This window comes from Cupriavidus sp. D39 (assembly GCF_026627925.1).
Lineage (GTDB): Bacteria > Pseudomonadota > Gammaproteobacteria > Burkholderiales > Burkholderiaceae > Cupriavidus > Cupriavidus ulmosensis.
Genome location: NZ_JAPNLE010000009.1, coordinates 2096681 through 2122092 on the forward strand (window position 1 = coordinate 2096681; position 25412 = coordinate 2122092).

At 62.6% G+C, this 25412-nt stretch carries 14 protein-coding genes, 1 tRNA gene and 4 pseudogenes; 7 read left to right on the forward strand and 12 right to left on the reverse strand.

Translation table 11 applies throughout. The annotated features are described in order from the left end of the window. Positions 1-217 precede the first annotated feature (217 nt). Positions 218-1642 (forward strand): hypothetical protein, encoded by a 1425-nt coding sequence (locus tag OMK73_RS21740; protein ID WP_267603891.1) that lies wholly within the window; start codon positions 218-220, stop codon positions 1640-1642. Positions 1643-2102: 460 nt separating this feature from the next. Here OMK73_RS21740 and OMK73_RS21745 read toward each other — a convergent pair whose 3' ends face one another. The 6 genes and pseudogenes from OMK73_RS21745 to OMK73_RS21770 all read right to left on the reverse strand — a co-directional run bounded on the left by OMK73_RS21745 (position 2103) and on the right by OMK73_RS21770 (position 10661). After that, entirely contained in the window at positions 2103-5183 is a 3081-nt protein-coding gene (locus tag OMK73_RS21745) for a type I restriction endonuclease subunit R (RefSeq protein ID WP_267603892.1), read from the reverse strand. 30 nt (positions 5184-5213) lie between these two features. Next, on the reverse strand, positions 5214-6479 hold the full coding sequence (locus OMK73_RS21750) for a restriction endonuclease subunit S (protein ID WP_267606463.1): 1266 nt from the start codon (positions 6477-6479) through the stop codon (positions 5214-5216). After that, a pseudogene (locus tag OMK73_RS21755) lies at positions 6480-8027 on the reverse strand (type I restriction-modification system subunit M); the annotation flags it as partial. It lies immediately after the preceding gene. A gap of 552 nt (positions 8028-8579) precedes the next feature. Continuing rightward, entirely contained in the window at positions 8580-9950 is a 1371-nt protein-coding gene (locus OMK73_RS21760) for a tyrosine-type recombinase/integrase (protein WP_267603893.1), read from the reverse strand. A 131-nt stretch (positions 9951-10081) separates the two neighbouring features. Continuing rightward, positions 10082-10156, reverse strand: a tRNA-Arg gene (locus OMK73_RS21765). A gap of 109 nt (positions 10157-10265) precedes the next feature. Beyond that, a pseudogene (locus OMK73_RS21770) lies at positions 10266-10661 on the reverse strand (hypothetical protein). Between the two features lie 1001 nt (positions 10662-11662). On the opposite strand from OMK73_RS21770, the gene OMK73_RS21775 reads away from it, so the two are divergent. After that, positions 11663-13642, forward strand: a complete 1980-nt coding sequence (locus OMK73_RS21775) for a DEAD/DEAH box helicase (protein WP_267603894.1) — start codon at positions 11663-11665, stop codon at positions 13640-13642. A gap of 160 nt (positions 13643-13802) precedes the next feature. Here OMK73_RS21775 and OMK73_RS21780 read toward each other — a convergent pair whose 3' ends face one another. After that, on the reverse strand, positions 13803-15062 hold the full coding sequence (locus OMK73_RS21780; protein ID WP_267603895.1) for an SUMF1/EgtB/PvdO family nonheme iron enzyme: 1260 nt from the start codon (positions 15060-15062) through the stop codon (positions 13803-13805). 144 nt (positions 15063-15206) lie between these two features. After that, a pseudogene (egtD, locus tag OMK73_RS21785) lies at positions 15207-16225 on the reverse strand (L-histidine N(alpha)-methyltransferase). 612 nt (positions 16226-16837) lie between these two features. On the opposite strand from egtD, the gene OMK73_RS21790 reads away from it, so the two are divergent. Continuing rightward, positions 16838-17536 (forward strand): TerC family protein, encoded by a 699-nt coding sequence (locus OMK73_RS21790; protein WP_267603896.1) that lies wholly within the window; start codon positions 16838-16840, stop codon positions 17534-17536. 120 nt (positions 17537-17656) lie between these two features. Here OMK73_RS21790 and ltrA read toward each other — a convergent pair. Continuing rightward, a pseudogene (ltrA, locus tag OMK73_RS21795) lies at positions 17657-19026 on the reverse strand (group II intron reverse transcriptase/maturase). Positions 19027-19567: 541 nt separating this feature from the next. Here ltrA and OMK73_RS21800 point away from each other — a divergent pair. Both OMK73_RS21800 and OMK73_RS21805 read left to right on the forward strand, forming a co-directional pair. Then, on the forward strand, positions 19568-20362 hold the full coding sequence (locus tag OMK73_RS21800) for a thymidylate synthase (RefSeq protein WP_267603897.1): 795 nt from the start codon (positions 19568-19570) through the stop codon (positions 20360-20362). Further along, positions 20359-20859 carry a dihydrofolate reductase gene (locus OMK73_RS21805; RefSeq protein WP_267603898.1) on the forward strand — a complete coding sequence of 167 codons (501 nt, stop codon included), beginning with the start codon at positions 20359-20361 and terminating at the stop codon, positions 20857-20859. Before OMK73_RS21800 ends, OMK73_RS21805 begins: the two co-directional genes overlap by 4 nt. Positions 20860-20941: 82 nt before the next feature. Here the strand turns inward: OMK73_RS21805 and pmbA are convergent, their stop codons facing one another. After that, the gene (pmbA, locus tag OMK73_RS21810) at positions 20942-22309 is read right to left on the reverse strand and encodes a metalloprotease PmbA (protein WP_267603899.1); all 1368 of its coding nucleotides are present in this window, start codon (positions 22307-22309) and stop codon (positions 20942-20944) included. Between the two features lie 140 nt (positions 22310-22449). Between pmbA and yjgA the strand changes: the two genes are divergently transcribed. Together yjgA and mog are read left to right on the forward strand one after the other, a co-directional pair. Further along, positions 22450-22983, forward strand: coding sequence for a ribosome biogenesis factor YjgA (gene yjgA, locus OMK73_RS21815; RefSeq protein WP_318232039.1), 534 nt, complete (start codon positions 22450-22452; stop codon positions 22981-22983). Positions 22984-23023: 40 nt separating this feature from the next. After that, on the forward strand, positions 23024-23677 hold the full coding sequence (mog, locus tag OMK73_RS21820; protein ID WP_267603900.1) for a molybdopterin adenylyltransferase: 654 nt from the start codon (positions 23024-23026) through the stop codon (positions 23675-23677). A gap of 59 nt (positions 23678-23736) precedes the next feature. Here the strand turns inward: mog and OMK73_RS21825 are convergent, their stop codons facing one another. Continuing rightward, positions 23737-24618: an AEC family transporter gene (locus OMK73_RS21825; protein WP_267603901.1), complete on the reverse strand. Its 882-nt coding sequence runs from the start codon at positions 24616-24618 to the stop codon at positions 23737-23739. 66 nt (positions 24619-24684) lie between these two features. Next, positions 24685-25329 carry an oligoribonuclease gene (orn, locus tag OMK73_RS21830; protein WP_267603902.1) on the reverse strand — a complete coding sequence of 215 codons (645 nt, stop codon included), beginning with the start codon at positions 25327-25329 and terminating at the stop codon, positions 24685-24687. Positions 25330-25412: the final 83 nt, after the last annotated feature.

Sequence of the window (25412 nt, forward strand, 5' to 3'; positions counted from 1 at the left end):
AGCGGTGGCCTTCCGAGGAGGAGTCATGGGATCTCTACAAGGCCAACATTCCCGTGCAGCTGTGGCGGGATTGGGTCGACATGCGGAAGCGGCGAGGCATGGCGTAGCCGTGGCCTGCGTGAGCTGCTGGGCAGCAGCAAAGTAACCAATATTTCACATTACGGAATAGGCCCTGTGTAGGGCCGACACATTTCGATGGAAACAGGAAGCAGAAACAATGGAAGTAGATGAAATTGAAACGATGGGGCTGGGCGACGCACACGAGCCATGGGACCCCGTGGACTTCAACGATCCCTCGGTAATCGCAGAGCTTGCCCTGCTGGATCAGCTGTGGTCGAAGTCCGAAGCCAAGCCCAAGGATGTCCAAGGGGCCCTACCAGAGGCGTCAGGTTCTACCCCAGTGCGGCTAAAGCGCGGTGAGCGCAACGACCGAGCATTCGATGACAAGCGGAAAGCCTTGACCACGAAGGCCGCAGCCGTTGTCAAAGGCCTCATTGCCGAGATCCTCGCCTACGAACAACAGAATGGCACCCGCCAGCGTAGGCGCAAGGTCGAGGACCTCAAGCTGTTCAAGAAGGCTGTGGAAGCGGTGGCTTGTGACGTGGCCCACCGAGGTCTCAGCCAAGCTGGCCGCAATGCCAGAGTCAGGTTGTCCCTCTGTGAGAGTGGTCCAGCCCGCAACAAGCAAGGCCAAGCCCTGTTCGATGCGGTGTATCGACTCGCTGACCTGGGGTACCTCAAGTTCGACAAGGGATTCCGACTGCCGAACGACTGGCGTCTGTCGACCATGTGGGCCACCGACAAGCTTATGGGGCTGGGGCTTGCCCTGACCGACCTGACGAGCACCGCGAAGTTCCCTCTGGTGCGACTTAGGGACGAGGCTAAGGACAGCCAGCGGTTCCCCATGACACCGCAGATCGCCCAATGGGAGGCCAACCAGCAGCGGATCAACGATGCCCTGACTGCCAACCTGACCATGGAGCCCGGTGCGGCTGGCATCGAAGACCATGTAGGCAACTGTCTGGACGCTTCCCGAATCCGTCTCTACCGTGTCTTCCATGACAGCAGTTGGGACAAGGGAGGGCGCCAGTACGGTGGATGGTGGATGACGATCAACAAGGCCACCAGGCTGGAAGCTATGCGGATTGCTGGCAAGCGACTAGCGGAGGTGGACTACTGCCAACTGTTCCCGACCATGCTGTATGGGCTGGCTGGTCTCAAGCTGGAAGGGGACGCCTACACGATCCCCGGGCTGGAGGATTCCCGTAGTGGCGTGAAGGTAATGCTCAACTCCATGCTGAACGCTGCCAGGCCGTTGAAGCAGTGGCCGGATGGGAGGCTTGCAGGGAAGTTCAAGGGGAGCGGCCTGAGTTGCATGGGAGTCGCCAACCGCATTCTGGAGCATCACCAAGCCATCGCTGACCGGTTCTACACCGGCTATGGCGTACACCTGATGCGTTACGAGTCGGACATCGTCATTGAGGCTCAACTCAGGTTGCTGCATCAAGGCATTGTGTCGGCACCTTGCCATGACTCGCTGCTGGTGTCCATGGAATACGTCGAGGAAACCCAGCGGGTAATGCTGGAGGTCTTCGAGGAACGGATGGGGTTCCCAGCGCGGGTAGACGTTTCCTACCCGTGAGTGGTGACCCAACAATCAACCAATACAGGGACTGGGAAGGGCACACCAGTGTCCCCGGGGGAGGTACTGGAGTCCTCTAGAACACTGGTCTCTACCCGGGGACACTGGTGTCATACCTTACTACCTGTCATATATTTATCATTAATGGTATTACCATAGGACGACTGAAGGACGGCCTCACTACCCCATAGTATTTCTATGGATATCATTCCAAGCGTAATCCCCGAGATCGGCCACCAGTAAGGTTTTACGGTGAGCGACCTACCGGGCGAGGTCCGTCACCTTGGTGAGCCACCCCAGCGGCCTCTCGAGCGGGTGACCAGCCCCGTACCGGGTTGACACCGCCTCCTTGCGCCATCCCTGAAGCTGTTGCACCATTTCATCAGACTAGAGGCACCCACAGCTCTGAGGCGATCCCGTAGACCATGCGTAACCAGTCAGGGGTGTGGCATCGCATCGGCTACGCCCACTCCGCACTGAGTTTTTCGGCCTGCTGTAGCACCGTCTGTACGGCCTCTTCCTGCTGGTCAGGCGGGTATTTGTATTTCCGCAGAATCCGCTTCACCATCAGCCGAAGCTTCGCTCGCACGCTCTCCCGCACTGCCCAGTCGACGCTCACATTCGCTCGCAGGTTCTCAGTCAGTTCGTGGGCAATCTTCTTCAGCGTCTCGTCGCCGAGCAATCGGACCGATGTCTCATTGTTTGCCAGCGCATCGTAGAAACGAAGTTCGTCCTCACTCAGGCCAAGCGCCTCGCCACGATTCGCAGCCTCTCGGAACTTCTTCGCCATCTCGATTAGCTCTTCGATGACCTGGGCTGTCTCGATGGACCGATTTTGATACCGGGTGATAACGTTCGACAGAAGCTCAGAGAACTTCTTTTCCTGGACGACGTTGCCCCCGAAGCGACTCTTGATCTCGCCTTCCAGCAGACGTTCCAACATCTCTACCGCTAGGTTCCGCTCGGGCAGGTTTTGGACCTCCGCAAGGAAGTCATCGTCGAGAATGCCGATATTCGGCTTATCGAGACCGACCGACTCAAAGATATCGACCACATCCTCGGACACGACCGCCGACCCTATGATCTGTCGGATAGCCAGATCCCGCTCCTCGTCGGTGCGCCTTTTCTGCACAATGTCCCGCTTGGTCAGCAGCACCTTGACGGCCTGGAAGAAGGCGACCTCTTCTCGTACCGCCTTCGCTTCGTCCAGCGTGCAGCACAGAGTGAATGCCTTGCTCATCGCCAGTGCGACGTCGGCGAAGCGCTTCTTCCCATCCTTCAAACCAAGCAGGAAGTTAGCAGCACCAGCCAGGAACTTGTGGCCTCCGGTCAGGAAGGTGCTGTAGTCGAAACCGTGAAGCATGGAGCGCAGAACTTCGAGCTTCTCTTCCAGCACGGCATAGGCTTCATGTGCATCGACAGTAGGCCGACCACGGCCATTGCTGGCGGTGTACTCCTTTAGCGCATGCTTCAGATCGTTGGCGATACCGATGTAGTCCACCACCAGGCCGCCCTGCTTGTCCTTGAAGACACGATTGACCCGTGCAATGGCCTGCATCAGGTTGTGCCCCTTCATGGGCTTGTCGACGTACAGGGTGTGGACGCAGGGGGCATCAAAGCCGGTCAGCCACATATCCCGGACAATCACGAGGCGCAACGGGTCAGCCGGGTCCTTGAATCGCTTTTCCAGTCGTTTCTTGACCTGCTTCGAATAGATGTGGGAGCGCAACAGGGCCTTGTCGGATGCCGAGCCGGTCATGATGACCTTGATCGCCCCTTTTTCTGGATCGGGGTCATGCCAGTCTGGCCGCAGCTTCACGATCTCGTCATACAGATGGACGCAGATCTCCCGGCTCATGGCGACGATCATCGCCTTGCCTGACTGTGCCTTGTTGCGTTCCTCGAAGTGGGAGACAAGGTCGGCAGCCACGCTCTTGATCCTGGGCTCGGCACCAACAACTTTTTCGAGTGCAGCCCAGCGGCTTTTCAGCTTCGATTGTTCGTCGGTCTCCTCGTCTTCCGCCAGTTCGTCAACTTCAGTGTCAATCAAGGGCAGCGCCTCTTCCTTCAGCCCGAGCTTGGCAAGGCGGGATTCATAGTAGATCGCCACTGTGGCACCATCGTCCCGAGCCTGCTGCATGTCGTAGACGTGGATGTAATCCCCGAACACGGCACGGGTGTCTCGGTCCTCGCTAGAGACTGGCGTACCGGTGAAGGCAACGAAGGTGGCGTTCGGAAGCGCATCCCGAAGATGTTGGGCGTAACCGACCTGGTAGCCCTTGTCGTCGCCCTTGAACTTCGCCTCGAAGCCATACTGGGTACGATGCGCTTCGTCTGCAATGACGACGATATTGTGCCGGTCGGAAAGGACGGGGAAGGTGTCTTCGTCTTCGCCCGGCATGAACTTCTGGATCGTGGCAAAGACGATGCCACCTGACGGACGATTCGCCAGCTTGGCCCTGAGGTCCTGCCGCGTGCCGGCCTGTACTGGTTGTTCCCGCAGCAGGTCTTGCGACAGCGAAAAGACACCGAAAAGCTGGCCATCGAGATCATTGCGGTCGGTAATGACGACGATGGTTGGATTCTCCATCGCAGCCTCCCGCATAACCCGAGCCGCAAAGCAGGTCATCGTGATGCTCTTGCCGCTGCCTTGGGTATGCCAGACAACACCGCCTTTATGGCTACCGCCTGGCCTTGATGCAGCTACGACCTGGGAGATGGCCGCACGTACCGCATGGAACTGGTGATAGCCAGCAACCTTTTTCACCAGCCCGCCGTCATCCTCGAACAATACGAAGAAACGCAGGTAGTCGAGCAGGTAGGTCGGCGCAAGCACTCCCCGAATCAGCGTTTCCAGCTCGTTGAACTGCCCAAGGGGATCCAGCGTTTCGCCATCAATGGTTCGCCACGCCAGGAATCGCTCGGAATTAGCGGACAGGGAACCCATCCTTGCGTCGCTGCCATCGGAGATGACGAGGATTTCGTTGTACTGGAAGACGTCAGGGATCTGGTCCTTGTACGTCTGGATCTGATCGTAGGCCTTCCAGATATCGGCGTTCTCGTCAGCCGGATTCTTCAACTCCAGCAGCACCAGCGGCAGCCCATTGACGAAGAGGATGATGTCCGGACGGCGAGTGTGCTTTGGCCCCTTGATCGTGAACTGATTGACTGCCAGCCATTCGTTGGCGGATTCGTCTGTGAAGTCGATAAGCTTCACGAAATCCCCACGGGTCTCGCCATCCTTCTCGTACTCGACCGGTACCCCGTTGACCAGCAGATTGTGGAAGATGCGATTGGCGGACAGCAATACAGGCGTATCCAGATTCAGCACCTGCCGTAGCGCATCGTCCCGTGCTGACAGCGGAATAGCTGGGTTCAGCCGATTAATCGCATTACGCAGCCGATCCCTTAGTAGCACCTGTCGGTAGTCGGTCCGCTCCGGCGAGTCGCCATCCGGGGCGATCTGTGGGCCGAAGAGAGGTGTGTAACCGGATTCCTTCAGCCAGTCGAGCGCTTCTTGTTCTAGTTTGTCTTCGGTCATGGGATCTCTCGGCCCGGGGTATGTCGTTCTTTATGCAGCGTCTTCCAGCAATGCCTCGGCTTCGGGCAGGCGGATCTGGCCAGAGATCAGGCGAGGTAAGAGCGTGTCCCTGAGACCCGCTAGCACATTTATGCACTCGTAGTTTGCTGTACGCTTTTCTTCGGCAAACTTTACGATATTTTCAAAGGCAGCGACGACGTCACGTTGCGGCATCAGGATCGGCACATCGGCAAGAATCCCGGTATTGAGGTTGGGCATCGTTGCACCAACTGCATGCCTTACAAGCCAATTGCGTGCTCGCTTTTCATCCAAAGCCATGGACAGGAATGTGGGTGATGGCCAAGCTGATCCCGGCCTCACAAGTAGACATCCTGTGCCACAAATCCACCCCGTCTCCAATATGCTTATCAGAGCGTGGCGTTCAACGTCACCACGGCGGCTAAAAACAATATCGCCAGATTGCACCTTGTGCCTAGCAAGCCTGTCTGCTTCGGCCTGATCGATGCGGGCAATAGACTGCTCGTTCACCCGGCGATTCGCAATATCCTTTGGCATGACTACGGGGATCCCGAACCTCGTGTAGTCGGAAGCGTGCAGTTGGCTCCCGAACGGGCCAGTTTGAATTGTCCCCCCATGTTCGTCGCACACTCGGCCCAAAGTCGCTTCTGCCCAACCTTTTGGCACCAACCCCAACTCTGCCACCTCGAACCCATCCGGGAATAGCGCAGCCGTTTCCGAGTCCAGCCCTTCCGGTTCACGGCCTTCCGCCTTGGCACGGACCGGGTCGAAGTCCACGAACCAGGACTTGAAGAGGACCTGGGCGATGGCTTCGAGGGTGGCGTTGGTTTCATGAAGCAGGGCAATGCGGTCATCCAGGGCGCCGAGAAGCGAAGCTATGCGCGTTTGCTCGGCCAAGTCAGGACACACCACTGGCATAGGGTGCAGGTGATTCCGATTTAGCGTGGGCACGCCGCTACCTGCATTCATGCCACTGAAGTCGATTGAACGCAGCAGATAGTAGCAAAAGCGAGGATCGTTGCCCTTGAAATCCTTTACCCACAGAGTCGTGTTTAGCGGCCAGAAATCGCATTCAACGTACTGTCCTCCGCCGATACTGCCACTCCGACCAATGACAACACCTGGGCCTTTCACCGGAGCCTCGTCGTGATAACCGACCACCCCAGTTGATGCAACGACAGGAAACTCTCCGGGCTTTCGATCTTGTACCGGAAGGTCCATGCCTCGCTGCAAAGTGACCACCTCGCCGAGGCTACATTCTCGCCACTCAGAATTCATACCCAAGCCCCCCAGCTTCCGCCGAATCAGCGCATCAAGCTCTGCACCCTTGGCCATCTGCTCGCCCAGTTTCTCGGTCAGTTTCTGCATCTTCTCGCCGAAGGCTTCGTCGTCGTCCTCGACCTCTTCCGCACCGACATAGCGGCCCGGCGTCAGCACATGCCCATGTTCAGCAATTTCGGCCAAGCTAACGCTGCGGCAGAAGCCGGCCACGTCCGCATATGTAGTCTTCGCTTCAGTGTCGCCACGCCATGCATAAACTGTCTCTGCAATCTTGGCGATATCCTCGTCGGTCAGCTCAATCTGCACACGGCTGACGGACCGGCCGAGCTTCCGTGCGTCGATGAATAGCACCTCGCCCTTGCGGATTGCCTTCTGCTTTGTGAGGAACCACAGGCAGGCTGGGATCTGAGTATTAAAGAACAGCTGTCCGGGCAGTGCCACCATGCACTCGACAACGTCGGCCTCGACCATGGCCGCCCGAATTTCGCCTTCGCTGTTCTGGCTGGAGCTCATCGAACCGTTGGCCAGGACAATGCCGGCACGCCCCGTTGGCCTCAGGTGGTAGAGCATGTGCTGCAACCAGGCGTAGTTCGCATTACCCTGGGGAGGGGTCCCGTACACCCAGCGTGGATCGCCTTCGAGACTGCCATGCCACCAGTCTGAAACGTTGAACGGGGGATTGGCAAGCACGAAGTCAGCACGGAGGTCGCTGTGCTGATTGCGGATGAAGGTGTCTGCCGGTTCCTTGCCCAGGTTGAAGTCGATGCCCCGAATGGCCAAGTTCATTGCCGCCAAGCGCCAAGTGGTCGGATTGGACTCTTGGCCGTAAATAGACACATCGCCCAGCTTGCCACCGTGGGCTTCGATGAATTTTTCCGACTGGACGAACATCCCGCCAGAGCCGCAGCAAGGGTCGTACACTTTGCCATGGTGAGGTGCCAGCACACCCACCAGCGTCTTGACAATACTGGCGGGAGTGTAGAACTGCCCACCCTTCTTGCCCTCAGCACTGGCAAATTGCCCGAGGAAGTATTCATAAACCTGGCCGAGGATGTCCTTGGCCTTGCTGGTATCGGTACCAAAGCCGATTTGCGACACAAGGTCAACGAGTTCGCCAAGCTTGCCGTCCGGCAGCTGAGCTCGGGCGTAGCGTTTGTCGAGGATGCCTTTCAATTTCGTCGGGTTCTCTGCCTCGATTGCCGCCAGTGCCTCGTCAATACGCTTGCCGATGTCGGCCTGCTTGGCCTGAGAGCGCAGGCTTTCCCATCGAGCAGCCTCCGGCACCCAGAAGGCGTTCACTTCCCGGTAGTAGTCCCGATCCTCCAGTTCCTCTGCGAGCATCTCATCGTCGCACTCGTGCAGGAAGTAGTCGTCCCTCGGGTCTAGGAAGCGGCTGGTCAGCTCGTCACGGCGGGCCTGGAAGGTATCCGAAATATATTTCAGGAAGATGAGCCCGAGCACGATGTGCTTGTACTCTGCGGCGTCCATGTTGGCTCGGAGCTTGTCGGCCGTGGCCCACAGGGTTTTCTTGATGTCTTCGATCATCGATAAGAGGAGTTTGGCTCACAGTGTCGGTGCAATGGCCGCTATTATGACCGCTCCTGATGAGTCCCTTGATGAGTTTTCAGCCCCAGTCGCAAGAGGCGATCAGCGTTGCCCTGACTGCTGAATTCATCTGGGGTCATAGAATCGATTTTGGGGGTGCCGGAGTGACTAGGGTACCAATCCTCTGTGAGGTGCGACTCTAGCGACTCTAAGTGCTTCTCTGAAGGCTGGATTGTGGGTGAGCACGAAGACGACGATGAGGAGCTGGAGTTCTGAGAAGTGGTTGTTTGGGACTGGCCGGGGTGGCGACACATCCGCGCTTCAGGGGTTCGGCCAATTCTATTTGTGAATTCTCTGTTCGCTCGATGGCGCCTGAACGACGAGAGCAGCGGAGACAGAATCGGTCTTTGCCCGCACGGAGTGCCAAGAGTACCAACCATCATGTGATCGTCGATCCTAGAGGCTCTAAGTGCGTTCGTGGGGGCTGCCGCCCTCGCCAGTCACCCCAGCAGTTTCTCGATGGAGCGATCGGCCTGTGGCCTTCTGAGTGACCTACCGGGCGAGGTCCATGCCCTTCTCCAGCCACACCAGCAGTTTCTCGAGTTCGTGCCCATCCCCGTACTCGCTCGACATAGCCGACTTAGCCCAACCCTGCAATGCCTCTACGGCATCCTGCGGGGCATCCACAGCCCGCAAGCGATCCCTCATCCCATGGCGCATGCTGTGGCAGGTCTTTTCGATACCACGGGACCTGAGCCACTCGTTCAGGGTGTTGCTGGCATGGGTCGCCTTACAGCCCTCGTCGCTGGTGTATCGCGGGAAGCAGTAGATAGAACCCTTGGCTAGCTCCAGAGCCCGCTTGACAGCCTGTAGAGCCCTTGGGGTCAGCGGCACATCCCGTTCGCTATGTTCGGTTTTGACTGAACGGGATGCATATTCCTCGATGCGGATGTACGGCACCGGCGCCTTGAGGTCGCAGTCACTGACCCGTAGCCCGATGACTTCGCCTAAGCGAGCCCCAGTGTCCGCGAGGATCACCAGAGCACACCGGAGATCATCCTGGCTGGCAATGTCGCCGATGGCAGCAAAGAGCTTCTCGTAGTCGGTCTGAGTGAAGGAGCCACGCTTGACGGCCCCTCGGGCTGACTTAGGCATGTCCAAATCCCCTGCCCAAACGTTGTCGATCTTCAACCCGTGGCGACGCATTGCCATGGCCCATGCCGCCCGCAGCGGAGTCACGTATCTGGTGACGGTCGTCTTGCTGATGCCTTTGCCCTTGTCGGAATGCTTGCCGTCCAGAAGGTGCTGCACGTAGGCAGTGACGTCCTGTGGCCTGTATTTCTCGATTGGCTTGTCACCGCACAGTTTGATCAGGTACTGGAATGGCAAGGTGGCCGACTTCACGGACTGGGCATCATCGGTCTTGGCGGCGACGTATTCGTCCCTGACCTGCGAAGCCAGAAGCTCCAAACGACCCTGAACAATTTGAAGAGCGGCCCTAGTCACCGGAGGCAGATGGGGATCGATGTCCTTGTGCGTAACCGGAATACCCAACTGCGAGGCTTCCCAGTGCTGCTGTCGGACCTTGGCAGGGAGTTGCTCCTCGACGATGTCATAGAACAGATCGACAGCGAACTCGTCAGCCTTGGGGTTCGCAGGGTCGATCCCACCATCCTCCAGCATCCGCCTGCCCAGCTCTGCGCTGCCAGCCCTTGTCGGGTTGCGATGCTCCTGCCATTGGCGGTCCTGCTCCCGGACGTGTTGCGCAATCAGCCGTGCTGCCACCTTGAGGTCCCGGGTCTTCAGGCTGAACTGGATCCATGTCTTACCCTCAGCGGGAACAAGATCTTTGGGAACCTTGCGCTTGAACCAGAACGGCCCCGTGTCCGACCGAGGCCACAGGTAGCGGATGTCGAGTGCCATGATGTTGCTGAGACGGAAGAAGGCCATGTAGGTACGCCCGTTGGTACGTTTGTTGGTACACCACGGAGACCTTGAGAAACCTTGGAAGCCTTACTGGGCTTGGGATCCAGCCTAATTCCAGACTAATAAAATGGTCCCGCCGGCAGGAATCGAACCTGCATTTCACGCTTAGGAGGCGCGTGTTCTATCCATTGAACTACGGCGAGGACGTTAGACACTCCCGGATACGTCAGTACACCTTGGCGGCGCACATCCTGGAGCAGGCACGGAGTATATCAAAATCCTCTCCGGCCCAGAAACGCGCGGGGACCCGCTTCAGCATTCGCCCTTCTTGGCGTGTCCCGGCGGGCAGTGATAGCCCTTGTCTTTCTTGCCGTACCTGCCGTCGCCGCGTCCGTCCCAGCGCTCCGGCACCAGCACCCAGCCACCGCTGGCCTGCACCCAGCGCGGCGCCTCGTACACGTAGCCGGCACGCTCGCGCTCCCATTTGCCCTTTTTCCATTTGTGCTTGTGACCGCGATCGTCTCAATCCCAATAGCCGGGCGCCCAGACGTAACCCGGACGCGCGACCGGGACGGCTTCATAGACCGGTGCCGGTGGTGGAACGCCAATTGCCACATTGATGGATACCTGGGCAAGCGCTGCCGGCGCCATGGCCAGCCCACTCATCAAACTCGTCACTGCCGCTGCGAACAACACAATCCTTCGCATCTCGCCATCCCATTTTTCAGTCTTGATTAGCGCCAAGAATAGCCTGACCCGGGACTTCAGGCTGTTAGCAAAGGTATCAATGGACTACTTATGTCGCGAGAAGGAAACGCAGCGGCGTTGCGAGGTGAGTGAGCAGCGCCTCACATCCCCACAAACGAGAAGCCCGCCAGGAAACTGGCGGGCTGGTTGCGGACGGTCCGGACCTTCCAGGTCAACGCCGGCGCTATCGCGGCAACAGTCGTTGCAAGCAGCGTTTCCCATGATTCCGCCCATGACGCGGACGTCCCTCCGGACCACCCGGAGAGTCGAAGGAAAGCTGGCAGTGACGCCGACTGCCGCGATATCAGCGGCTAGCAGCACTTAAAGCAAAGCGCCGAGGAAGGTCAGCGGGTATTCCAGGTCCGCTACCTTGCCGAGCAACCGTGTGCCCGACGGCTTCAGTATAGGCAGGCAGCCCGGGGATGCAACTTTGAATGCAAGGGCGCGGAATAGCCAGAAAAGTGCTGCATGGAACGCAAAACGCGACCTTTTGGTCCTAGAAAGGAATTCCTATCGCAGTGCAACAAACTTACTTTTGTTTCTGCTATAATTCGCGCCGTGAGTTCGCACTGTGAGTTGTGCAACACGCCAGCCGGGTTCTTCCGGCAGGCGATACCGCCCCCGCTCTCAAGCTCTGCTCCCCGGTCCCGCCGACTGGCCTGCTTTATGTTGCCGTGTTGTTTGCTGCATCAAGGCCAAGTGGTGATACCCGACAGAACGCATTTCTCACCGACGTCGCCTCGTCTCCGATCCTGTTGAATAGCTCTATAGAGCTGTTTGCCTGCCAGGGACTGTCGCCCGGCCTTGTGCCCGGCGCCACCCTGCCTGCCGCCGTACTGCCAGCTGTGTCTGTCGTAACGGCCTCACCGATTGGCGCCGAAGCCTTTTTAAGACTTTGCACTGCGCCCGCCCCTGTTCGCTAGTTCGGCATGGGGTGCCATGCATTTAAAGAAAATTACGACATGACCCAGCACGACATTCGTGCGGAGCAAGATTTTGCCTCCGCCGCCGACGCATCGATCGAAGCCGCAGCCATCGCCACCCCCGCTATCCAGGAACGGAGCCCACTCGACAAGCTCGACGCCATCCTCAGCCCGGAAGCCGCCGTGGCGCCTGCCGCTGTTGCCATCGATGCCGAAAACGGCTTCGCCAAGCTCGGCCTCGAAGAAGCCATTCTTCGCGCCCTGGTTGAACTGAACTACACCACGCCGACCCCGGTGCAGGCACAAGCGATCCCCGCCTTCCTGGCTGGCCGCGACCTGCTGGTTTCGAGCCAGACCGGCTCGGGCAAGACCGGCGCCTTCATCCTGCCGGCTATCCAGCGCATCAGCGAGAAGGCTTCGCCGAATCGCCCGCGTTCGGACGATCCGGTCAAGCGCATGAAGGGCAAGCGCCCCTGTCCGTCGCCGGCGCAACCCGCACTGCTGGTGCTGACCCCCACGCGTGAACTGGCCCTGCAAGTTACCGAAGCCACCGCCAAGTACGGCCGCCACCTGCGCCGCATCGTCTGCGCCAGCATCCTGGGCGGCATGCCTTACCCGAAGCAGCTCGCCGCGCTGTCCAAGATGCCTGACATCCTGGTGGCCACGCCGGGCCGCCTGCTCGACCACGTTGAAGCCGGCCGTATCGACCTGTCCCAACTGGACATGCTGGTATTCGACGAAGCCGACCGTATGCTCGACATGGGCTTCGCCGACGATATCGACGCCATCGTTGCCGCTACCCCGGCCACCCGCCAGACGCTGATGTTCTCGGCCACGCTGGACGGCCGCATCGCCCAACTGGCTTCGCGCCAACTGCGCGATCCGCAACGTATCGAGATCGCCGCGACCCGCGCCGACCAGAGCAACATCGAACAGCGCCTGCACTTCACCGACGACATGTCGCACAAGGAAAAGCTGCTGGACCACCTGCTGCGCGACACCACGCTCAAGCAAGCCATCGTCTTCACCGCGACCAAGCGCGATGCCGATTCGCTGGCCGAGCGCCTGTCGGACACCGGCTTCGCAGCCGGCGCGCTGCACGGCGACATGACCCAGGGCGCGCGCAACCGCACCCTGACCTCGCTGCGCCGCGGCAACCTGCGCATCCTGGTGGCAACCGACGTGGCCGCACGCGGCATCGACGTGCCCGATATCACCCACGTGGTCAACTTCGACCTGCCCAAGCAAGCCGAAGACTACGTCCACCGTATCGGCCGTACCGGCCGTGCTGGCCGCTCGGGCGTCGCCATCAACCTGGTGAACCACGGCGACATGTTCCAGTGGAAGCGCATCGAGCGCTTCACCAACAACCGTGTCGACGCATCGGTCATCGAAGGCCTGGAGCCGCGTCGCTCGCCGAAGCCGCGTTCGGGCTTCGCCGGCAAGCCGGGTGGCGACCGCGGTGGCTACCGTGGCAACAGCAATGGCGGCGGCTATCGCGGCGGTGAAAACCGCAGCTTTGGCGACCGCAAGTTCGGCGGCGGCGAAAGCCGCGGCTTCGGCAGCCGTGATGGCGCCGCGCGTCCCGCAGGCGATCGCCCGTTCGGCGACCGTGACGGCAACCGTGGCTTCGGCGACCGCAGCAGCCTGGGCAACCCCAATGGCAACAGCACCGGCTATCGTGGCCAGGGCGGCCAGGGCGCAGCCGGCGGCCAGCGCAGCTTCAACAACGAAGGCGGCGGCTACCGCGGCGGCGACAACCGTGGCTTCGGCAATCGTGACGGCGCGGCTCCCCGCAGCTTTGGCGACGGCAATCGTGGCGCCGGCTTCGGCGGCGGTGCGGCCGGCAATGGCGGCAACGGTGGCTACCGTGGCGGCGAAGGCCGCAGCTTCGGCAACCGCGATGGCAACCGTGACGGCGCGCCCCGCAGCTTCGGCGACGGCAACCGCGGCGGCTTCGGCGGCGGTCAGCGCAACGGCAACGGCAACACCGGCGGCCGCTCGCGTTTTGAGCGTTGATTCGGAGCGTTGATTCGGAACGTTAATGCGCCCGGCGCAATGAGCTCACCGCTTCGGCGGTGAGCTCTCGCAGCGCAAAGAAAAAGGCACCTTCGGGTGCCTTTTTCTTTGCGCTGGCCGCTTCAACCATCCGCGCTCGCCACGGGCAGCCAGCGTCCCGCTACATCGAACAACTGCGAAAGCCGACGAACGCGAAATCGTCCTCGGGCAGCAGCGCCATGCGCGCACGCGCATGACGCTGGCGCGCCGGGCTGGCGAAAGAGGTGCCCCGGACCACCTGGTGGCTGGCAAAGCAATACACGTATTCCATATCGGCGGGGCTCGCCTCGAATCCCGCGTAGGGCTCGTACGGCGTCGCCGTCCACTCGCGCACCATGCCCCAGCGCAGGCCGCCGCGATCCTGGACGGCGGCCAGCTCCCATTCCGTTTCCATCGGCAGGCGCCGGCCCGCCCAGGCGCACCAGGCTTGCGCCTCGAACAGGGTGACGTGACGCACGGCCTCGTCAGGGTTCAACGTGCGCAGACTGCCGAAACGCAAGGCCATCCAGGCCCGCGACTCAGGATGACGGGCCCAGTAACGCGGCGCCGAGCGATCCTGCATCATCAGCCACTGGCGCCCCGCCGCCGACCACCACGACGCGCGCTCATAGCCGCCGTCCTCGACGAAATCGAGGAACTGGGCATTGCTGACCGGCGCGGCATCCATCTCGAAAGCCGGTACATAGGTGGGCTGCGCTGGCCGTTCATCGGGCAGCGCGAAGCCATCCGGCTCGTTCCAGCCCTGGATGAAACGCCCGCCGGGAAACTGCAAGGTGCCGCCTTGCGGCACCGATACCGATGGCAGGGCAATCGCAGGCTCCACGGGGGCAACGCCCAGCGCCTGCAGCAGCGCGGCGATGGCCTCGCCCTGGCGGTCCTCGTGAAACAGCGCGCGGCGCCAGGGGTAGAGCGTGGCATCGCCGTCGTCGGGCTGCGCCGCCAGCCGGCGCAGGACGGCATCGAGCACATCGGCGGCGTAGCGCTTGACGACTGCCACGTCAGGCAGCGCCACCTCCCAGCGGGCATCGGGATCGATGCGATCGGGATCGAACCACTCATCCGCGCCGGTCAGCAGTGACGGCACACCGGCCACCTGCAGCCAGGCGCCATCGCGCTCGAGCGTGCGCACGTCGCGCAGGCACCACCATTCGGCATGCCAGGCCACGTGCCCCAGCGTCCAAAGCGGCGGGTCGGCAAAGTCCTGGCGTGGCACCTCCCAGCCGCGCCGGGTCTGGCCAAAGGCTGCCAGCCAGGCCAGGGTGCGGTTGCGCGCTTCCACCAGTGCCTGTGCCAGGCCTTCGCGCGGCAGCCGCCGGACGTCGGCCCAGACGGCCTTGCCGCCGTTGAAATGAAGGTCGGGAAGCATGGAGAAGCCGCTCATCGAACACCCTGCCGGAGAATGGGATTCGCACCCGGTTGCGTGGCCCGGCGAGCCGCGTGCGCCATGCGCCGCACCTTTCGCCGGAGAGATGCGGGCATTATGACACCAGCCCCACCCCGCCCCCGCGCGGCCGGCCCGCAGGCTTCAGGCCCTGGCGTGGAACACCGCGAACCAGCCGCGCGGATCGGTCCACCAGACCGGTTCGTCGAAGCCCGCAGCCTCGAGCAAGGCAGCGAAGTCGTCCGGGCGGTATTTATATGAATCCTCAGTGTGGATTTGCTCGCCCGCGTGGAAGTTGCGGCTGCCCTCGGGCCAGCGCACGGTGACCTCGCGCTCGGCTTGCAGGTGCATCTGGATCCGCGAGCCTTCGCGGTCGAAGCTGGCCACATGACGCCAATCCTCAAGCCGGAAGTCGCTGCCGACGATGCGATTCAGGTTGCGCAGCACATTGCGGTTGAAGGCGGAGGTCACGCCTAGCGGATCGTCATACGCGGCCACCAGCGCCTGCTCGTCCTTGAGCAGGTCCACGCCGATCAGCACGCCATCCCCCTGCCCGCCGCGGCCCGCAGCCGCTGCAGCAAGGCCTGCGCCTGGGCCGGCGCGAAATTGCCGATGCTCGATCCCGGATAGAAGAACAGCCGGCGCCCGTGCCTGACTTCGGGCGGCAGGTCGAGCGGCACGCACAGGTCGGCGCCCAAGCCAAGCATGGGGATCTGCGGATGCTGCTGCTGCAGGCAGAACAGCGTGCCGCGCAGGAATTCCACCGAGATATCGAGCGCCACGTATTGCGCCGGCTGCAGGCTGCCGAAGAGCCGGGCCGCCTTCTGGCAGTTGCCAGCGCCAAGGTCGATCAGTACGCACCCACTGCCGGCGCGCGCGGCCATGGCGGGAGCAAATGCCGAAAAGACCGAGGCCTCGGTGCGCGTGGGGTAGTACTCGGGCAGGTCGGTGATGGCCTCGAACAGGCGGGAGCCGAGCACGTCGTAGAAGAATTTGGGGCTGATGCTGGCGGCGCCGGCCAGCAGGCCGCGCGTGATCTCGCCGCGTAGCGCGCCACTGTCCTCGTGGTACTGCTGGATGAAATCCAGCCGGGGCACCGGGTTCGGCTGTGCTTGGCCGTTGGCGACGACGACGCTGCTGGCGGGAGAGCCGTTGGGTTTCAGGGAAGAGGTGCCGTTGTGATTGGCTTGGGTGTGCTTGAGGCGTGCGTTCAGCGGATTCAGCGGGGTCGGGACTGCCGGCATGACGTTTCCTTGATGGTCGATGGGCACTACATAAAACCCCCAGGGGCCCGCACATCACGGCATGCGCGGGGCTCGCACGGGATCCGCCTCCGGTGACGTCTGGGGCGCATCAGCCGATGCAAGTCTTCTCAGGATAGCTGGCGAGCGCGGAGTGTGCTTACCGCACTGCACAAAATCTTCCGCGCCGAAGCGCAAAAAGTGCTTCATGTATCGCGGTAACAAGCCACCACAAAAAAGATGCAGCATCGTTTATAATCCGCCTCAGCGTATCTGCTTCAGGCCTGCCCCGAATTGGATCGCCCCTCAAAGGGGAGTAGCTCCGGGGCCATGCCCTTAGCACAATCGTCATTCCGGGACTGACAGTCTCCGGTTGTGCTGACCGCGCCAAGTACCATCGGCGGTCGAGCAAGACCTTTGCAACCTGGTTTCATGGTTTGCAAAGGCGCCTCCCAAGCCCCCCACACATCATGTCTCCAGGCCAAACCGGTGCATACGCACGGCTCTTTGCTATTCGTTGTTCGAGGAGATTTCATGGAATGGTTTACCGATTTGTTCACGATGCAGTTCCTGACGGCACTGCTGTCCATCGTCGTCATTGACCTGGTACTGGCCGGCGACAACGCCATCGTGATCGCACTGGCGGCGCGCAACCTGCCGCCCCACCTGCAGAAGAAGGCCATCATCTGGGGGACCGTCGGCGCGGTCGTGGTCCGTTCGGCCATGACGGTCGGCGTGGTGTGGCTGCTCAAGATCCCTGGCCTGCTGCTGATCGGCGGCGCGGCCCTGGTGTGGATTGCCTACAAGCTGCTGTCCGACGACGGCAATGGCGATGAGCACGGCGGGGGCGCGACCACCCTGGTGGGCGCGATGAAGACCATCATCATCGCCGACGCGGTGATGGGCGTGGACAACGTGCTGGCCGTGGCCGGCGCGGCGCACGGCAGCTTCCTGCTGGTGGTGCTGGGCCTGCTCATCAGCATCCCCATCGTGGTGTGGGGCTCGAGCCTGGTGCTCAAGCTGATGTCCCGCTTCCCCTCGATCATCTTCGTGGGTGCCGGCGTGCTGGCCTTCACGGCGGTCAAGATGATCGTGAGCGAGCCGCTGGTCAAGGCGTTCTTCAACACCAACGCCCTGGCTTACTACGGCCTGTTCGTGCTGGTCATCGGCGGTGTGCTGGGCGGTGGCTACCTGGTGCAAAAGCGCCGGGCTCCGGCTACGGCTGCGCAGTAATGCAGGATGAGGCCGGCGCCTGAGGGGGCTGGCCAATCGGCATAGGGGCAGCCCACTGGCTGCGCCCCTGCCACACCACCCGGCATGCGGGTCCGCACCGGGCGGTTCGAGAGGTTGAGGTTAAGTGAGACGGGGCATGCCCAACTGATCGAAGTAGGCGATGGTCAGGACCCGGTTCAGCGTGTCGCCGCTGTTGCGCCACCAGCACCGGCTACTCGCCGCTGCTTGCCTGGCGGCATCCGCTGTAGCACCCAGCGCACGCAACTCTCGGTAAATGACCCGACCACGGCGCCAGTGCTTGAGCTGGATGGCCCTCAGCCGGTGGCGCATCCACTTGTCCAGCTCGCGCCAGACCTGGGGCGTTTGCGCCAGCCGGAAGTAGGCCTTCCATCCCAGAACATATGGCCTCACCCGATCCACGACTGCCTGCAGACTCCGCCCGCCTGAGCGGCGAGTCAGTTCGCGGATGCGTTGCTTGAACGTCAGCAGCGGCTTAACTGCCACTTTGCGCTTGACCACTCCCCCTGCGGCCACCCAGAAGCTGTAGCCGAGGAACTTGCGGCCAAACGCGCTCGCCACCGCGCTCTTTGCCTCGTTGACCTTCAGGCGCAGGCTGCCGTACAAGCGCCGCAATAGCGCCATCACCCGCTCGCCCGCCCGCCGACTGCGCACGTACACGTTCGCATCATCGGCATAGCGCACGAAGCAATGACCTCGACGCTCCAACGCCTTGTCCACCTCATCGAGCAGTACGTTAGCCAGCAGCGGTGACAGCGGCCCGCCTTGCGGCGTGCCCTCGTACCGCTGCAGCACTACCCCGCCATCCATCAGCCCGCTGTTCAGATACGCCCGGATCAGCCGGATGACCCCGGCGTCCCCGATGCGCTTCTGTAGACGGTCAATCAGGATGTCGTGGTTGACCCGGTCAAAGAACTTCTCCAGATCCACGTCCACCACCACTCGCCGCCCCGACTGCACGTACGACTGCGCGGCTAACACCGCATCGTGCGCACGCCGCCCAGGCCGGAAGCCGTAGCTGTGCTCGCTGAAGGTGGGGTCCAGCATCGGCTGCAGCACCTGCAACAGCGCCTGCTGGATCAGCCGGTCCGTCACCGTCGGAATACCGAGCTCGCGCTCGCCTCCTCCGTCCGGCTTCGGAATCGTTACCCGCCGTACCGGACTGGGCCGGTACGTCCCCTTGAGCAGTTGCTGGCGGATCTCCGGCCACGCCGACACCAGATAGCGGGCGGTCTGATCAATATCCAGACCATCCACGCCAGCGGCGCCTTTGTTGCGGCGGACCCGCCTGAACGCCTGCTTCAGGTTCTCTCGCGTCAGCGCCGCTGCCAGCAGCGCCGACCCCGTGTCCTCCGGTCCCCGCCGCGGACCGCCGGCTTCGTCGCAGGCGGGTTCACGGCCGGCTTCACCGCCCGCTACTCCTCCCGCCCCGCTCGCGCGGGCTTCTGACGCAATGCCTTCGGTATCGACATGGCTTCGAACACTCCCTCTCGTTCGGTCCTTCGTCGGCGGATTCGAGCCTTGCCGGCGCTACCCCCAACTACTTCGACCTCTGCTGACTTCTCGCTCCGGCTCGACGCCGTCGCCCTTTCAGGCATGAGGCGAGATCTCCCCAGGTAAGAACGCACTCCTTCGCTGCACAACCGCCGGATTTACGCCGCCTCCCCTTGATCACGAGAACTTCGCGGTTTCATGCCCGCTCGTCCTGGTCGGCACCGCCTTCTATCCGGTTCGTGTTCCTCGGCTCGCAGCTTCACTCCACGCTTCCTCCCCACGATCGGTCGCCCTTTCGCAGTTGCGCTTCGCTTCGATCGCTGTGATCAACTTACGGTGGGACTTGCACCCACAGGAGTGCGCCCATGCTGGGCGCACATGAGAACGGGTCGCCGCGAGGCGGCCCGTTTTGCTTTGCGATAAAATGCTAAGCCTTTAGCAATTTGCTAATCGCTTGGCAGATTGCCCTGATACAGCGCGCACCGCTGCCGCGTCACTTTTTCCCCAACACCCGCGCCGATGAAACAGTACCTCGACTTCATGCGCCATGTGCAAGAGCATGGCACCGAAAAGGCCGACCGCACCGGCACCGGCACACGCTCGGTGTTTGGCTACCAGATGCGCTTCGACCTGCGCGAAGGCTTCCCGGTGGTGACCACCAAGAAGCTGCACATGAAGTCGATCATTCACGAGCTGCTGTGGTTCCTGAAGGGCTCGACCAATATCCAGTACCTGAAGGAAAACGGCGTCAGCATCTGGGATGAATGGGCCGACGCAAACGGCGAACTCGGGCCGGTCTATGGCTCGCAGTGGCGCGCGTGGCCTACGCCGGACGGCCGCCACATCGACCAGATCAGCGACCTGATGACGCAGATCCGCAGCAATCCCGATTCGCGCCGGCTGATCGTGTCGGCCTGGAACGTGGGCGAGATCGCGCAGATGAAGCTGCCGCCCTGCCATGCTTTCTTCCAGTTCTACGTGGCCGACGGCAGGCTGTCCTGCCAGCTGTACCAGCGCAGCGCCGATATCTTCCTCGGCGTGCCGTTCAATATCGCCAGCTACGCGCTGCTGACGCACATGATCGCGCAGCAGACCGGACTCGATGTGGGCGATTTCATCTGGACCGGTGGCGACTGCCACATCTACAGCAACCACGCCGAGCAGGTGGCCACCCAGCTCGCGCGCGCGCCGATGGCGCTGCCGCAGCTGAAGATCCTGCGCAAGCCGGACAGCATCTTCGACTACAAGTACGAGGACTTCGAACTGGTGGGCTACGAATCGCATCCGGCCATCAAGGCACCGGTGGCCGTATGACGCTGTTGACCCTGATCGTGGCAAAGGCCCGCAACGGCGTGATCGGCCGCGACAACACCCTGCCCTGGCGCCTGCCGGAAGACCTGGCGCATTTCAAGCGCACCACCATGGGCGCGCCCATCGTGATGGGCCGCAAGACGTGGGAATCGATTGGCCGGCCGCTGCCGGGCAGGCGCAATATCGTGGTCAGCCGCAACCGCGACCTGCGCATCGAAGGCTGCGACGTGGCGAACTCGCTGGAAGACGCGCAGCGGCTATGCGTAGGTGTGGAGCAGATCTTCCTGATCGGCGGCGCGCAGCTATATGCCGAGGCCCTGCCCAGCGCGGACCGGCTGGTGGTGACGGAGATCGATGCGGATGTGGAAGGCGACGCGGTGTTTCCGCCCATCGACCCGCAGCAGTGGATCGCGACGCAGCGCGAGCGGCATCATTCGGAAGCGAACGGCTTCGACTACGCGTTCGTGACGTATGAACGCCCGCCCTCAGGCGAGGAATAACGGTCGGCTCAAACGCCTGGTTTGAACGACCCTGACGTTGTTACCCGCGCGGCGGCCTGTTTCCAGGCCGCCGCTGTCGTTTTTAGTTGCCGGCGATAGTCATCTGCTCGATCAGGACCGAGCCCGTTTCCTTGGTGCCGCGCACCAGCGAATCGGCGCCAATGGCCACGATCTGCTGGAACATTTCCTTCATGTTGCCAGCGATGGTGATCTCTTCCACCGGATACTGGATCACGCCGTTCTCGACCCAGTAGCCCGACGCACCGCGCGAGTAATCGCCCGTCACGTAGTTCACGCCCTGCCCCATCAGCTCGGTCACCAGCAGGCCGGTGCCCAGCTTGCGCAGCATGCCGGCGAAGTCGTCTTCCGGCGTGGTCAGCGTGCTGGAGAGCGTCAGGTTGTGCGAGCCGCCGGCATTGCCGGTGGTCTTCATGCCAAGCTTGCGCGCCGAGTAGGTGGAGAGGAAATAGCCCTCCACCACGCCGCCGCGCACCACATCGCGCGCGTGGGTCTTCACGCCTTCTTCGTCGAAGGGCGCGCTGCCCATGGCGCCCGGCAGGTGGGGCTGCTCATGGATATGGATATGCGGCGCAAACACCGCCTTGCCCAGCGTGTCATGGAGGAAGGTCGACTTGCGGTACAGCGCGCCGCCGGACACGGCCTGCACGAAGGCGCCGAGCAGGCCGGCAGCCAGAGGTGCCTCGAACAGCACCGGGCAACGGCGCGTCGACAACTGGCGCGCATTCAGGCGGGCCAGCGAGCGTTCTGCGGCATAGCGGCCGATGTCCTCAGGCGCGGCCAGCGCGCCGGGCGCGCGCTTGGACGAGTACCAGTCGTCGCGCTGCATGCCGCTGCCGGTGCCGGCGATCGGCGCGCACGAAATAAAGTGGCGGGAATACGGGTAGCCGCCCGAGAAGCCGCGCGAGGTGGCCAGCACGAACTGCGAATGCTGGGCCGAGACGCTGGCGCCGTCGCTGTTGCGAATGCGCGGCGAGACCGCGAAGGCGGCCGCCTCGGAGCGGCACGCGAGCTCGATGGCTTGCTCGGCGTCGATATTCCAGGGGTGGAACAGGTCGAGGTCTTGCGGGTCGCGCTCGAGCAGTTCCTCTTCAGCCAGGCCGGCGCAATCGTCTTCCGCGGTGAAGCGGGCGATGTTGTAAGCCGCCTCGGCCGTGGCGCGCAGGGCAGCCGGCGAGAAATCCGAGGTGCTGGCGTTGCCGCGCCGCTGACCGATCATGACCGTGACGCCCATTACCTTGTCGCGGTTTTGCTCGATGGTTTCCACCTGGCCCTTGCGCACCGACACCGACAGGCCGCTGCCCTCGGAGATCTCGGTAGCCGCGTCGGTGGCGCCCAGCTCGCGTGCCACCCGCAGCACATCGGCGGCCATCTCGCTCAGCTGGGCCTGGGTATAAGTGAAATGGGTGGTCTGGTCTGCGGATTGATCCATTGTGGGCGCGGTCATCAAAAGTCCAAACAAGAATCATAGCAAGATAAAATGCCAACCATGACGCGAAACACCCGCCCCTCCCCCGGAACGCCTCCGGCTTCCCCGACCCGTTCACCCCCGAACCGGCCGACGACGACGACATGCTCAAGAGCAAGTCGCAGAAAAAGCGCGATATGCTCGCCCTGCAGGACCTGGGCGTGGAACTCGAAGCCCTGCCCAAGGACCGCTTGGCGCGCGTGCCCATGCCCGAAGCGCTGGCCGACGCCATCCGCGACGCGCGGCGCATCACCAACCACGAAGGCAAGCGCCGCCAGATGCAGTTCGTCGGCAAGGTCATGCGCAGGCTGGACGATGACGAGGTGGCAGCCATCCAGCGCGTGCTGGAAGGCTTCAAGGGCACCAGCAAGGCCGAGACGGCCAAGCTGCACCTGGTCGAGCGCTGGCGCGAACTGCTGCTGGCGGACGACGCCGCGCTGACGAAATTCCTGGCCGAGCATCCGGCCAGCGACGTCCAGACGCTGCGCAACATCATCCGCAATGCGCGCAAAGAGCACGAGATGAGCAAGCCGCCGCGCTACTTCCGCGAGCTGTTCCAGGCCATCAAGACCGCGCTGGAAAGCAAGCAGGCCGCAGCCAGCGGCGAGCAGGAACCCGAGCCGGAAGCCGGCGAATAACCGACAACCAACAAGCAGCAACCAAGGAAATGGGGACAAGATGACGCAAACCACAACGCCCGCGCTGGTCCATCCCGTTGCCCGCAGGCACCCGGACGAACTGCTGGTTGGCTTTGTCTCGATCTCCGACCGTGCCTCGAGCGGCACCTACCAGGACGAGGGCATCCCGGCGCTGCGGGACTGGTTCGGGCGCGCCCTGACCTCGCCCTGGCAGGCCGTGGAGCGTCTCATCCCCGACGAGCAGGCGCTGATCTCGCGCACGCTGATCGAGCTGGTCGACGTGGCCGGCTGCGATCTGGTGCTGACCACCGGCGGCACTGGCCCGGCCCGGCGCGACGTCACCCCCGAGGCTACGCTGGCGGTGGGGACCAAGGAAATGCCCGGCTTTGGCGAGCAGATGCGCCAAGTGAGCCTGCACTTCGTGCCCACGGCCATCCTGTCGCGGCAGGTGGCGGTGATTCGCGAAACCGCCAGCCGCGCCGCCCTGATCATCAACCTGCCGGGCCAGCCGCGCGCCATCCGCGAAACCCTGGAAGGCCTGCGCGGCGAGGGCGGCAAACCCATCGTGCAAGGCATCTTTGCCGCGGTGCCCTACTGCGTCGACCTGATCGGCGGCCCCTATATCGACACCGACGAAGCCGTGGCCAAGGTGTGGCGCCCGAAGCACGCGACCCGCGCCAAGCCCGCGGCGTGAGCCAACTGGGGGTGGCTTGACGCTAGCGCTTGTTAGTGCAGTTGGTGCGGTTTGTGCAGTTAGCGCAGCCCCAGATACAACCCCACCGGCACGAACACCACGGCAGCGACATTGCCCAGCAGCACGATCGACGCCACCTGGTCCGGCTCCTGCCGGAAATGATCCGCCACCAGGAAGTTGAGCACGGCAGGCGGCAGCGACGCGAACACGAACAGCAGCCCGCGCTGGAGCTGGGTTAGCGGCACCACCTGCGCCAGCAGCAAGGCGCAGGCGATGCCGGTCAGCGGACAGACCACGGCGCCGATCGCGCCCATGCCCCAGTTGCGCAGGCTCACGTCCTTCATGCGCACGCCGAGCGCGAACAACATCAAGGGCACGGTAGCGTCGCCCAGCAGCTTGATCGACTGGAACACAGGCTCCGGCAACGAGAACCATGGCCGCGCCAGCGACAAACCCACCCCCGCCACCGTTGCCAGCACCATCGGATTGCGCGCGATCTGCGTCATCGATGCGTGACGGTTGACGATCTTCATGCCGATGGTGAAGTGCATCAGGTTGGACGCGGCGAACAGCGCCACCGCGGGAGCCAGCCCGACCGGCCCGAACGCGAACACCGATAGCGGCAAGCCCATGTTGCCGCAGTTGTTGAACATCATCGGCGGCACGAAGGTGCGCGGATCCGCCCCCAGCAGCCGCGCGCCAAGCCAGGCCAGCAGCCCCGAGCCCAGCACCACGGCGACCGCGCAACCGAGCAGCACAAGCTGGTCGGCCAGCACGAATTCCTTGCTGACGAAGGCGGACACCACCAGCAGCGGCGCGATCACATCGAGCGTGGCGCGGTTGATCCCGGACATGTCGGGATGCGCGCGGCGCCCGTAGAGCCAGCCGACCAGGATGATCAGGATGACCGGCGTGATGATCGAGACGATGCGCGCGAGCATGGGCGGGCTGCCGTTAAGCCAAAGCGCCCCGCAGGGCGCCTTGGCAGTGACATGGGAGGGGGAGAATCAGGCGGCCGGGGTAGCCGGCGTTGCGCTCGCCTCGGCCGCGGGGGCCGCCGCCGGCGCCGAGTGGCGGATGAAGTGCGTGCGGTAGTAGCGCAGCTCTTCCACGGACTCCAGGATATCGGCCAGCGCGGTGTGCAGCTGGCGCTTGATGAAGCCCTTGTGGATGGCCGGCTCCCAGCGCTTGCACAGTTCCTTCAGCGTGGAGACATCGAGGTTGCGGTAGTGGAAGAACGCCTCCAGCTTGGGCATGTAGCGCGCCATGAAGCGGCGGTCCTGGCAGATCGAGTTGCCGCACATGGGCGACTTGCCGGCCGGCACCCAGCGCTTGAGGAAAGCCAGCAGCTCGACCTCGGCCTGCGCTTCGGTCAGGGTCGAGGCCTTGACCTTGTCGATCAGGCCCGAGCGGCCGTGGGTGCCCTTGTTCCAGTTGTCCATGCCATCGAGCACGGCGTCTTCCTGGTGGATCACCAGCACCGGGCCTTCGGCCAGGATGTTGAGTTCGGAGTCGGTCACCACGATCGCGATCTCGATGATGCGGTCCGTGTCAGGCATCAGGCCGGTCATCTCCATGTCCAGCCAGATCAGGTTGTTTTCGCTCTTGACGGATTTGACGCCGCTGGGGACGTGGGTATTTTGGCTGGTCATCTGGACTGCAATCGAAAGAGAAGCAAAGGGGGCGCGCCCGAGCCCCGGATCAGGAACACGGGGCTGCGGGCACGAACAACTTA